The organism is Variovorax sp. OK212 (genome assembly GCF_900112425.1).
Classification (GTDB): domain Bacteria; phylum Pseudomonadota; class Gammaproteobacteria; order Burkholderiales; family Burkholderiaceae_C; genus Variovorax.
The window spans coordinates 1-11,846 of record NZ_FOLP01000014.1 but is presented as its reverse complement, the minus strand read 5'-3'; the positions used below and the strand labels follow the sequence as shown (position 1 = coordinate 11,846).

General features: G+C 69.7%; 10 protein-coding genes. 5 read left to right on the top strand and 5 right to left on the bottom strand.

Annotated elements, in window-relative coordinates:
* The first annotated feature begins 27 nt into the window (after positions 1–27).
* Positions 28–1,002, top strand: coding sequence for a Bug family tripartite tricarboxylate transporter substrate binding protein (locus BM004_RS29155; RefSeq protein WP_093132855.1), 975 nt, complete (start codon positions 28–30; stop codon positions 1,000–1,002).
* A 48-nt stretch (positions 1,003–1,050) separates the two neighbouring features.
* Here BM004_RS29155 and BM004_RS29150 read toward each other — a convergent pair whose 3' ends face one another.
* Together BM004_RS29150 and BM004_RS29145 are read right to left on the bottom strand one after the other, a co-directional pair.
* Positions 1,051–2,271 carry a toxin-antitoxin system YwqK family antitoxin gene (locus BM004_RS29150; protein ID WP_371270952.1) on the bottom strand — a complete coding sequence of 407 codons (1,221 nt, stop codon included), beginning with the start codon at positions 2,269–2,271 and terminating at the stop codon, positions 1,051–1,053.
* Positions 2,268–2,681 (bottom strand): VOC family protein, encoded by a 414-nt coding sequence (locus BM004_RS29145; RefSeq protein WP_093218705.1) that lies wholly within the window; start codon positions 2,679–2,681, stop codon positions 2,268–2,270. Before BM004_RS29145 ends, BM004_RS29150 begins: the two co-directional genes overlap by 4 nt.
* A 64-nt stretch (positions 2,682–2,745) precedes the next feature.
* Here BM004_RS29145 and BM004_RS29140 point away from each other — a divergent pair, with 64 nt between their 5' ends.
* From BM004_RS29140 to BM004_RS42520, 4 genes are all read left to right on the top strand, one after another.
* Entirely contained in the window at positions 2,746–4,038 is a 1,293-nt protein-coding gene (locus BM004_RS29140) for a TraB/GumN family protein (protein WP_256220095.1), read from the top strand.
* An 11-nt stretch (positions 4,039–4,049) separates the two neighbouring features.
* A complete protein-coding gene (locus tag BM004_RS29135) occupies positions 4,050–4,421 on the top strand; it encodes a DUF2946 family protein (protein ID WP_093218702.1) in 372 nt (123 codons plus the stop codon).
* 117 nt (positions 4,422–4,538) lie between these two features.
* Positions 4,539–6,848 (top strand): TonB-dependent receptor, encoded by a 2,310-nt coding sequence (locus BM004_RS29130; protein ID WP_093218700.1) that lies wholly within the window; start codon positions 4,539–4,541, stop codon positions 6,846–6,848.
* A 94-nt stretch (positions 6,849–6,942) separates the two neighbouring features.
* The gene (locus BM004_RS42520) at positions 6,943–7,791 is read left to right on the top strand and encodes a copper chaperone PCu(A)C domain-containing protein (protein WP_371270948.1); all 849 of its coding nucleotides are present in this window, start codon (positions 6,943–6,945) and stop codon (positions 7,789–7,791) included.
* 15 nt (positions 7,792–7,806) lie between these two features.
* Here BM004_RS42520 and BM004_RS29120 read toward each other — a convergent pair whose 3' ends face one another.
* The 3 genes from BM004_RS29120 to BM004_RS41830 form a co-directional block, all read right to left on the bottom strand.
* Entirely contained in the window at positions 7,807–9,561 is a 1,755-nt protein-coding gene (locus BM004_RS29120; protein ID WP_093218697.1) for a phospholipase D family protein, read from the bottom strand.
* Between the two features lie 109 nt (positions 9,562–9,670).
* A complete protein-coding gene (locus tag BM004_RS29115; RefSeq protein ID WP_093218695.1) occupies positions 9,671–11,578 on the bottom strand; it encodes an ATP-binding cassette domain-containing protein in 1,908 nt (635 codons plus the stop codon).
* A gap of 81 nt (positions 11,579–11,659) precedes the next feature.
* Positions 11,660–11,846 (bottom strand): hypothetical protein (locus BM004_RS41830; RefSeq protein ID WP_218152742.1); only part of this gene is annotated, 187 nt, incomplete at its 5' end.

The following is an 11,846-nucleotide window of genomic DNA, read 5'->3' as shown; positions in this document are numbered from 1 at the left end:
ATCAACAAAGCAACTGGAGACTGATCCATGGATCGCCGCACCCTTCTCGCCACGCTCGCCTCCGGCGCCGCCGTGGCCGCCTCGCCCTTCGCCCATGCGCAGGAATATCCCGCGCAGCTCATCAAGTGGGTCGTGCCCTACCCGGCGGGCGGCGGCACCGACGTGATCGCGCGCGTGCTGGCCGAATCGATGCGCCAGACGCTGGGCCAGCAGATCGTGGTGGACAACCGCCCCGGCGCCTCGACCAACATCGGCGCCGACCTGGTCGCCAAGAGCAAGCCCGACGGCTACACCGTGCTGTCGGCCGACAACGCCGTGCTGGCCTTCAACGAGCACCTGTTCAGCAAGCTGCCGTTCAACCCCGAGAAAGACTTCACCTACATCGGCGCGATCGGCAAGTTCCCGCTGGCGCTGGTGGTGCACCCGGACTTCCCGGCCAAGACCTTCAAGGAGTTCCTGGCCTACGTGAAGGCCAACCCCGGCAAGGTCAACTACGCCTCGCCCGGCAACGGCTCGCCGCACCACCTGGCGATGGAAATGTTCAAGGTGCGCACCGGCACCTTCATCACCCACATTCCGTACCGCGGCGCGGCACCGGCCATGGCCGACGTGATGGGCGGGCAGGTGCCCTGCATGTTCCTGGACCTGGCCTCGGGCCTGTCGATCATGCAGGCCAACAAGGTGCGCGTGCTGGCCATCGGCTCGGGCGCGCGCAGCAAGCTGCTGCCCAACGTGCCGACGCTGGCCGAAGTGGGCGTGCCCAACACCGAGGTGTTCGCGTTCCAGGGCATCCTGGGCCCGGCCGGCTTGTCCGCCGCGGTGGTGAACAAGCTCAACGGCGACCTGAACAAGGCCTTCGGCACGCCCGCCGTGCAGAAGCGCTTCGAAGATTTCGGCATGGAAGCGATGCCCGGCACGCCGGCGCAGTTCGCGGCGCTGTCGCGCGCGGAGTCGAACCGCTGGGGTCCGATCATCAAGCAGGCCGGCATCAAGCTGGACTGACGCCCTGACGCCCGCAGCGGGCGTTCGCCTTGTGCGGCCTGTCGGCTGCTATTGGGCGAACGCCTTGCGCGAGCCGTCCTCGAAGACCTCGTCGTCGCGCTGCAGCTCGCCGTTCTCGTCCCACACGCGTTCGCGCGTGATGCGGCCCTTGGCGTCGAAGGTCGATTCGGCCAGCGGCTTGCCCTTCTCGCTGAAGCGCTGGTGGGTGCCCACCGGAATCTGCCGGCTGCGGCCCACCACCTGGTAGCGGCCCTGCGCCGCGCGCTCGCCGCTGTCGTAGAACTCGGTGATCTCGACCGTGCGCATGTCCCCGCTGCTGCCGTAGGCCGACTTGCTGCTCGGCTGGCCGTTGAGGTAGTAGCTGTCGTCGACGATCGGCTCGCCCGCGCTGTTCCAGCGCTGGTCGCGCACCAGCGTGCCTTTTTCCGAGAACGCCTGCTCGCGCACGCGCACGTTGGCGCGCTCCACCAGCAGGTAGGCCGTTTCGCGGCGCTTCACGCCCTCCGACGAATAGTTCTGCTCGGTGCGCTGGTTGCCCACCGTCTCGTCGAGCACCGCCGTCTTGCCGTTGTCGTAGAAGCTCTGCGAGCGCGTGCGCTTGCCTGACACATACGCGAGCCGCGAGCGCAGGTTGCCCTGCGCGTCGAACAGCTCGACCTGCGACGCGCCGGTGCCCGCGAAGCCGCAAAGCTTGGCGTCGTCGACCGCCGGGGAGAGCGTGGGCGCGTCGGCGCAGCGCAGCGCCGACAGCTGGCCGCGCTCGGTGAACTCGGCCGAGGCGCGCTCGCTGCCGTTGCCGGTGTCGGGGTAGAAGACGACCCGGCGCAGCTTGCCGTCGGGGTAGAAGCTGCGCACCAGGCCGCGCTCCTGGCCGTCGTCGTAGGTGGCCTCGCGCAGCACCCGGCCGGCCGGCGAGAACTCGCGCGCGCGGCCCTGGATGTTGCCCTTGGCGTTGACGCTGTGCTCCTTGGCGAGCTTGCCCTTCTCGTAGATGCGCACCAGGCCCATGTACACGCCGTTCTGCAGCTGTTCCTCGCGCTGCAGCTCGCCGCTAGCGCGGTCCTTGCAGCGCATGAGGCCGGTCTTGCCGTCGGTGCTGGCGCCGTTGGAGGGGTTCACGCTGCGGCCGTTGAGGTCGCAGTCCTGCTGCGCGTGCGCGGCGGCCGCGCCGAACAGCGGGACCAGCGCCGCAAGCCCGAGCCGCAGCCATCGCCCCGGCTTGCCCGTGGGCGCGGCGGGTCTGCAGGGGGCGGCGCGGCGCGGGATCACTTGTCGTAAAGCGAGTCGAGGGAACGGAAACCCTTGACCTCGATCGGATTGCCGAACGGGTCGCAGAAGAACATCGTCCATTGCTCGCCCGGCTGGCCCTCGAAGCGCACCTGCGGCTTCAGCACGAACTCGGTGCCGGCGGCCTCCAGGCGAGCGGCCAGCGCCTGCCAGTCGGGCAGGGAGAGCGCCAGGCCGAAGTGCGGCATGGGCACCATCGCGTCGCCGACGCGGCCGGTACGGGTGGTGGCGAAGGGCTCGCCCAGGTGAAGCGAAACCTGGTGGCCGAAGAAATCGAAATCGACCCAGGTGTCGGTGCTGCGGCCCTCGGCGCAACCGAGGACGTCGCCGTAGAAACGGCGGGCGCCGTCGAGGTCACGAACGTGAAAGGCAAGGTGAAAGATGCTCTGCATGGTTTCGGATTATGGGCAGCGGTGCTGTGAGAATGCCGGACTTTCTTTCATCGTGGAGCAAGCCTTGCGGATACTCCGGATCCTCGTCGCAAAGATGCGCGACATCGATTTTTCGGCGCCGATGCGCCTCGTGCAACGCATGCCGCGCCAGCTCCTGGCGGGCACGTGCTGCGTGTTCACATTCGCGGCCCCTCTCGCCGCCCAAGCCGCCTGCCCCCCGTCGGCCATCGCCAGTCTCGAGAAGCCGGGCACGGCGCTGCGCAACGGCGTGGACCGCGGCGTGCTCTGGCGCATCGAGCGCGGCGGGCGCACCTCGTGGCTCTACGGCACGCTGCATGTGGGCCGCGGCGACTGGGTGCGGCCCGGCCCGACCGTGCAGAAGGCGCTGACCCAAAGCGACACGCTCGCGCTGGAGCTCGACTCGCGCGACGACGCCACCGCGCAGGCGCTGGCCCGCCCGGCCGACCCCGAGCTGCTGGCCCGCCTGCTGAGCGGCGAGCGCGCGCGCCGGCTGGAGCGCCAGGCCTCCGAGGCCTGCGTGCCGCCGGGCAGCCTGTCGCGGATGCAGCCCATTCTTCAGGTGACGGCGCTGTCCGGCCTGGTGGCGCGCGCCGACGGGCTCTACCCCGAGTTCGGCGTCGACGAATCGCTGGCCGTCTCGGCGCGCAACAGCAACAAGCCGATCGTGGCGCTCGAAAGCGCCGCCGAGCAGCTCAAGGTGCTCACCGGCGGCTCCGAAGCCGAAGAAGCCGAGCAGGTCGATGCCGCGCTCGACGAGCTGGAGTCGGGCAAGCTGCGCGGGCAGATCAAGGAACTGGCCGACGTCTGGGCGCGCAGCGACGCGGCCCGGCTGGCGCGCTATGCCGACTGGTGCGACTGCGTGAAGACGCCCGCCGAGCAGCGCCTGATGAAGCGCCTGCTGGACGACCGCAACCCGAACCTGGCCGACGGCGTCGAGCGCCTGCACGCCAGCGGCAAGGGCGTGTTCGCGGCGGTCGGCGCGCTGCACATGATCGGCCCGCAGGGCCTGCCGACGCTGATGGCCGCGCGCGGCTTCACCGTGACGCCGGTGCTGGTCGACGCGCAGGCGCAGACCGCGGCGCCCATTGCGCCCATGCCCGCGCCTTCGGCGGCGCCCAGGGCCACGGCGCGCGGCGGCAAGGCCGTGAAGGGCCAGCACGGCCAGAAGGGCGCACCGGCGGCCGCGGCCAAGGGCGGCAAATCGGCCAAGGCTGCGCCGGCTGCCAAGGGTGGCAAGGCCGCCGCCAAGGCACCGACCAAAGGCGCGCCCAAGGCCGCCTCCAAGGCCGCCTCCAAGGCCGCCGCCCCTGCCGCCAAGGGCAAAGTGCGCAGATAATCGCGACCGCCATGCACCTGCAGCGTCTGCCCACCCGCCTCGTCGGCCTCCTCGGCCGCTGGGTGCTGCTGTGGTTCGTGCTGTCGCTGGGCGTGGCGGTGGCGTCGCCGCTGGTGCATCCGCAGGCGATGGAGCTGGTGTGCTCCAGCGTCGGCTCCATCAAGGTGGTGGTCCACACCGAGGACGGCGCGCAGGAGCTGGGCGCCTCCCACATGGACTGCCCGCTGTGCGTGCTGACCGGCGCCCCGCCGCCGGCCATGGCGGTTCCCGCCTTCGATCTGCCCTTGCCGCTGGGCCGCGTGCTCCAGCCGATTCCCGCCGCGCGCCTGGCCGCGGCCACCGCCGCGCCGTTGCCGGCGCGCGGACCCCCGACTTTCTCCTGACGCTCTCAAAACCATAGCGGCATGCGCACGACTGACGTGCGCGTGCGGCTTTCTTGGCTCGAAGTTTCGTGGAGAAGGTTCCCTGTGAAAAAGCATTCCCGTGCCCTGGCGATCGCCATGGCATTCCCCATCGTCCCGTTCAGCGCGCCCGCGCTGGCACAGCAGGCGAGCGTCGCCGACACGCCTGAAGCGTCCGGCGGCGGCCGCGCGCTCGGCACCGTCACCGTGACCGGCGGGCGCCCCACCTCGCTGCCCGCGCAGATCCCGACCACCATCGAAGGCGTGACGCACGAGCAGATCGTGGAGACCGTCAACGCCACCGACAGCGAGGACGCGCTCAAGTACCTGCCGAGCCTGGTGGTGCGCAAGCGCTACATCGGCGACTTCAACCACGCCGTGCTTGCCACGCGCGCCTCGGGCACGGGCAACAGCGCGCGCTCGATGGTGTTTGCCGACGGCATCATGCTGTCCAACCCGCTGGGCAACGGCGCCACCTACGCGCCGCGCTGGGGCATGGTGTCGCCGGAAGAAATCGAGCGGGTCGACGTGCTGTACGGCCCGTTCTCGGCCGCGTATCCCGGCAACTCGGTGGGCGCGGTGGTCGACTACGTCACGCGCATGCCCACGCAGCTGGAGGCGCACGTGAAGCTCAGCGGCTTCGTGTCGAACTTCGATCTCTACAACAGCCATTCGTCGCCGGCCGGCCAGCAGCTCGACCTGTCGCTGGGCAGCCGCAGCGGCGACTGGTCGTGGTGGCTCAGCGCCTCGCGCACCCACAGCAAGGGGCAGGCGCTGGTGTTCGGCAACCGGCTGCTGAGCGCCGGAACCGTGGGTGGCGTCGGCAACGCGGGCACGCCCGTCACCGGCGCGGTGCCGGGGCTGAACCCGTCGAACCAGCCGTGGTGGCTGGTGGGCGGATCGACCATCTACGACACCACGCAGGAGCAGGCCAAGCTCAAGCTGGCCTACGACTTCTCGCCCACCGTGCGCGCCACCTACACGCTGGGCGCCTGGAACAACACCACGCACGGCGGCGTCGACACGTACCTGCGCGATGCCCTCGGCCGGCCGGTGTACGGCGGGCGCGTGAACATCGCCGGGCGCACGTACAACCTCGATTCACCGAGCGCCGCGCTCGCGCCCACCGAGACCGCGCTCACCCACTACATGCACGGCCTCTCGGTGAAGAGCCACACCGGCGGCGTGTTCGACTGGGAAGTGGCGGCCAGCCTGTTCGATTATTCGAGCGACACCTCGCGCACGCCCACCACCGCTCTGCCCGGCGCCTTCAACGGCGGCCCGGGCCGCACCACCGACATGGGCGGCTCCGGCTGGAACACCTTCAAGGCGGCCGGCACCTGGCGGCCCACCGGCTCGGCCGAAGGCGTGGGCGCGCACGTGGTCGACTTCGGCTTCCAGCAGGACACCGCGCGGCTGCGCACCAGCGTGGGCAACACGCTCGACTGGACCGGCGGATCGCCCGTCACGCCGTTCTCGGCCTTCAACGGCAACACCCGGCTGCAGTCGCTCTACGTGCAGGACACCTGGCGCTTCTCGAAGGACTGGAAGACCACGCTGGGCCTGCGCCACGAGCGCTGGGAGGCCTACGGCGGCCAGCTCGGCAATGCCAGCACGCTGCTGGACTTCAAGCCGCGCAAGAACAGCTACGACTCGCCCAAGGCCGCCATTGCCTGGCAGGCCACGTCCGACTGGCTGCTGAAGGCCTCGACCGGGCGCGCCGTGCGCATGCCGACCGTGAGCGAGCTCTACCAGGGCTCGATCAATGGCAACCAGATCGTGGCCACCGACCCGAACCTGCGCCCCGAGCGCTCGTGGACCACCGAGCTCAGCGCCGAGCGCGACCTGAAGGGCTGGGGGCTCGACGGCGTGCTGCGCACCACGCTGTTCTTCGAGAACACCAGGGACGCGCTGTACAGCCAGGCCCTCAGCAACCTCGTGAACACGGTGCAGAACGTCGACGCCATCCGCACGCGCGGGCTCGAGGTGGCGCTGAACGCGGTCGACGTGGGCGTGCAGGGCTTCGACCTGAGCGGCAGCCTCACGCTGACCCGCTCGAAGATCGCCGCCAACAGCGGCTTTGCGGCCAGCGTCGGCCACGACCAGCCGCGCGTGCCCAAGGTGCGCGCGTCCTTGCTGGCCACCTACCGGCCCGACGCCAGGTGGAGCTACACCGTCGGCGCGCGCTACAGCGGCAAGCAGTACGGCACGCTCGACAACAGCGACCCCAACGGCTTCGCGTACATGGGCTTCTCGAAGTTCTTCGTGGTCGACGCGCGCATACGCTACCGGATCGACCGGCAGTGGAGCGCGTCCTTCGGCATCGACAACCTGAACAACAACAGGTACTGGGCCTTCCACCCGTACCCGCAACGCACCTACGTGGCCGAACTCAAGTTCGACCTTTGACTCCCACAACCACCTTCAAGGACGACACCACATGAGCCCGAAGAATCTGACGACTACTCTCAAAACCATAGCGGCATGCGCAATGCTGACGGGCGTGAGCGCCGTTTTCGCACACGTCACGCTGCCGCCGGGCGCCGCCACCGTGGGCAGCGACTACAGCGCGGCCTTCCGCGTCGGCCACGCCTGCCAGGGCGCCAAGGCGACCACTGGCCTGGCGGTGCGCCTGCCCAAGGGCTTCGTGCTGAGCGACGCGCAGGCGCGCAAGGGCTGGAAGCTCGACGTGCAGAAGAGCGGCGACGGCGAAGTGCGCTGGACCGCCGAGACCCCCGACAGCGCGCTGCCCAGCAGCGAGCGCGCCGAGTTCGTGCTGCGCGGCAAGGTGCCCGCGGCGCCGGGCACGCTGTGGTTCAAGGTGCTGCAGACCTGCGACACCGGCGCGGCCGACTGGGCCGAGGTGCCGGCCTCGGGCAACTCGACGGCCGGCCTGAAGAGCCCGGCCGCCAGGCTGAACGTGGTGGCGCAGGGCGTGGCCACGGTCGACGTGCGCGACGCGTGGGTGCGCCAGTCGGTGCCGGGCCAGAGCGGCACCGGCGCCTTCATGAAGCTCACCGCGCCCACCGGCACGAAGCTGGTGAGCATCTCGACCCCCGCGGCCGGCAACGCCGAAGTGCACGAGATGAAGATGGAAGGCGACGTCATGAAGATGCGCGAACTCCCCGGCGGGCTCGAGTTGCCAGCGGGCCAGACCGTCGAGCTCAAGCCCGGCGGCTACCACGTGATGATGACCGACCTGAAGGGCGCATTGGCCAAGGGCGCCAGCGTGCCGATGACGCTGAAGTTCGAGGATGCCAAGGGCGTGAAGACCGCGCTGGACGTCACGCTGCCGGTGGGCGCGCCCGAGGGTGCCGATGCCGCCGGTGCGGCGCACGAGCACAAGCACTGACGCTGCCGGGCTTCGTCAGAGCAGCGCGTCGGGCGCCAGCGGTCCGAAGAGCCTGAGCATCAGCCGCAGCGACAGGCTGGTGTCGGGCTCGGTGGTGGCGTCCTTCAGGTCGCTGTCCTTCGGGGCGCGCCACACCAGCGCGCCGTCGACCAGTTCCACGTGCCATGAGCGCTCGGCCATGCCGCGCTCGATCTGTGCCGACGCCGCGCGCGACAGCTCGTTGCTGCGGATCAGCAGCGCGATCTCGGTGTTCTGCAGCTGCGAGCGCAGATCGAGGTTCATCGAGCCGACCACCAGCAGCCGGCCGTCCATCACCAGCACCTTGGAATGCAGCATCGCGCGCGATTCGCCGGTGACGCTGCCCGCTCCGCTCCCTGCACCGCTCCCGCCACCGCTGCTTCCCGTGGAGCCGAACACGCTGCCGAAGCTCGTCTGCTCGCTGCGCAGCTCGTACAGCTCGATGCCCATCTTCAGCAGCGCCTCGCGGTGGCGTGCGTAGCCCACGTGCGCCACCGGCGCGTCGTTCGATGCCAGCGAGTTCGTCAGCACCCGGATGCGCACGCCCCGCGCACGCGCCGAGGAGAAGGCCTGCAGCATGTCCTTGCCGGGCACGAAGTAGGGCGAAATGATGAGCAGGTCGGAGCGCGCCTGGCCGATCAGCTGCAGCAGGCCCTCGACCACGGTGTCGCCGCTGGCGGCCAGGTCGGAGGCGGCTTCCAGCGAGGCCACGCCGCGCGAGGCGCTCGCCTTGTCGTCGGGCCGGCTGACCACGAGGCCGGGCGCCTTGGCGGCGCCGGGGCCGGAGTCGGCGGCGATCTTGCCGGGCTTGTCGGCCAGCATCACGGCCGGCGCCCAGACGAAGGTGGCGGTGCGCAGGTCGAGCGGCTTCTCGTCCCAGGCGCGGGCGCGCTGCTCGGCGGTGGGGGGCGCGTCGGCGCCGGGTTTGTCGTCCGGGTCGCGCGTGGCTTGCTCGACCAGCTCCTGGTCGGCCTTCTTCGCGCGCTCGCGCATGGCCTGCAGCTCGTCGCGCGTCACCAGCGACTGCACCGGGTAGGCGCGCTCGTTGTTCCAGTAGCTGTCGAAGCTGCCCGACAGGTCCTGCACGATCGGGCCGGCCGCCAGCACGTCGACATCGACGAAGTTGCCGTTGGTCGCATTGCCGAAGTAGGCGTCGCCCAGGTTGCGCCCGCCCGTGACGCCGAGCACGTTGTCGGCCAGGAACAGCTTGTTGTGCATGCGCTGCTGGATGCGCGAGGCGTCGTCGATCGAGTTGAAGAGGCGGCTGAAGGTCGAGTCGCGTGAGCCGGCCAGCGGGTTGAACAGCCGCATCTCGATGTTGGGAATGAAGGCCAGGCCCAGCACCAGCGCGTCGCGCCCGGTGGTGTGGAAGTCGTCCAGCAGCACCCGCACGCGCACGCCGCGCTCGGCCGCCGCGCGCAGGCCGCGCACCAGCCGGCCGGTGCTGGCGTCGGCGTGGATGGCGTAGTACTGCAGGTCGAGCGTCTTCTGCGCGCCTTCGACCAGCGCGAGCCGGCTGCCGTACGCGGCCTGCGGGCCGCCCAGCAGCAGGAAGCCGGATTCGTAGCGCGCCTTCTCGGCCTGGCGCCGCTGCTGCACCAGGTCGGCCAGCGCGGTGCCGGTGGCCGGCGCCTGGATCGCGGTCGACACGGGCCGTTCGACGTTCTGCGGGAGTTGCGCGCAGGCGCCGAGGATCAGGAGCGCGAGCAGCGCGGCGGACCGGCGGAAAAACGGCTGGAAGGAAGAAGGCATGCGGCTTTCCCGGGGCTTGGAGGGAGAAGCCGCATGTATAGCCTAGTCGGCGGGCGCCGCGCGTCGGACGGGCGGACGACCGCGCTGGCGTTTCCTTATGGCGTCGAACTCAGCGCGCGGCGCCGAGTTCTTCCTGCCGCTCGAGGGCGGCGAGCAGTTCGTCGTCGATCTTCGCGTGGCGTTCGGCAAGCTCGGTGGCGCGCGAGGCGTCGCTGGCGTAGAGGGCGCCGCCGTCGAGCTCGAGCATTTCCGTGATGCGCTTCTGCTCGCCTTCGAGGGCCTCGATCTGGGCGGGGAGGGCCTCGAGCTCGCGCTGTTCCTTGTAGGAGAGCTTCTTGCGGGCGCCGGCCGTCTTGGGGGCGATGGCTTCCGCGGCCGGTGCGGAGGCGGGTGCCGCCGCCGGCGAGGCGGCTGGGGCGGAGGCCTGGCGCTGCTCGGCGATCTCGCGGGCGCGCTTGGACTGGACCAGCCAGTCCTGCACGCTGCCTTCGTACTCGCGCCAGCGGCCGTCGCCTTCATAGGCGATGGTGCTGGTCACCACGTTGTCGAGGAAGGTCCGGTCGTGGCTCACGAGGAACACGGTGCCGTCGTAGTCCTGCAGCAGGCTTTCGAGCAGCTCGAGCGTGTCGATGTCCAGGTCGTTGGTCGGCTCGTCGAGCACCAGCACGTTGGCCGGGCGCGCGAACAGGCGGGCCAGCAGCAGGCGGTTGCGTTCGCCGCCGCTGAGCGATCGCACGGGGGAGTTGGCGCGCGCGGGGGAGAACAGGAAGTCCGACAGGTAGCTCTTGACGTGCTTCTTCTGGCTGCCGATCTCGATCCACTCGCTGCCGGGGCTGATGAAGTCTTCCAGCGTGGCGTCGAGGTCGAGCTTGTCGCGCATCTGGTCGAAGTACGCCACCTGCAGGTTGGTGCCGCGGCGGATCTTGCCGCTGTCGGGCTCGAGCTCGCCCAGGATCAGCTTCAGCAAGGTGGTCTTGCCCGCGCCGTTCGGGCCGAGCAGGCCGACCTTGTCGCCGCGCAGGAGGGTACCGCTGAAGCCGCGGATGACGGTCTTCTCGCCGAAGGACTTGGTCGCCTCGGTGAGCTCGGCCACGATCTTGCCGCTGGACTGGCCCGAGGCCACGTCCATGTTGACGCTGCCCTGCACCTCGCGGCGGGCGGAGCGGCTGGCGCGCAGCTCCTGCAGGCGGGTGATGCGGCTCTGGCTGCGGGTGCGGCGGGCCTCGACGCCCTTGCGGATCCAGATCTCTTCCTGGGCCAGGAGCTTGTCGGCCTTGGCGCTGATCACCGCTTCCTGGGCGAGCTGCTCTTCCTTTTGCAGCAGGTACTGCTCGAAGTTGCCGGGGTAGGAGTTCAGCTTGCCCCGGTCGAGCTCGACGATGCGGGTGGCGACGCGGTTCAGGAAGCTGCGGTCGTGGGTGATGGTGACGATGCTGCCCTTGAAGTCGATCAGCAGCTGTTCGAGCCACTCGATGGAGTCGAGGTCCAGGTGGTTGGTGGGCTCGTCCAGCAGGAGGACGTCGGGCGCGGCCACCAGGGCCTGGGCCAGGGCGACGCGCTTGCGGGTGCCGCCGGAGAGGGAGCCGACGCGCGCGTCGCGGTCGAGGTGGAGGCGGTGCAGCGTTTCTTCGACGCGCTGCTCCCAGTTCCAGGCGTCGTAGGCCTCGATCTGCGACTGCAGGGCGTCGAGGTCCAGGCCTTCCGCGCCGGAGAGGTACAGGTCGCGCACGGCAATGACGGGAGCCAGGCCCTGGCTGGCGGCGGTGAAGACGTCCGAATCCATGTCCAGCGCGGGTTCCTGCGCCACATAGGCGACCCGGAGGTTCTGCTGCAGCTGCAGGGTGCCGTCGTCGGCCTTCTCCAGGCCGCCCAGTATCTTGAGCATCGACGACTTGCCCGCACCGTTGCGGCCGATCAGGCCGACACGTTCCGATTCGAGAAGAGAGAAGTCCGCATGATCCAGCAGCGGGACGTGACCGAACGCCAATTGGGCGTTGAGGAGTGTGATGAGTGCCATGTGGCGCGAATTATCGGAGGTGCCACCAGGGGAGGGCGGCCAGGGGAGAAGGGCTTCTCTATATAGGGGTGGTGGGTCGGTCTATATAGAGGCAGGAAAGGCGGAAGACTTTTCGCGTGAAAACTTTCGGCCAGTCTTGCGCGAGCCAAAAACTGCCATATACTCGAGGGCTTGGCTGACAGCGCATCGCAAGATGTTGCAGCGATCAAGCTCTTCGGGGCGAGCTCTTAGGAGTTGATTGAGTGGGTTGAGAAAAAGGTCTTCGAAA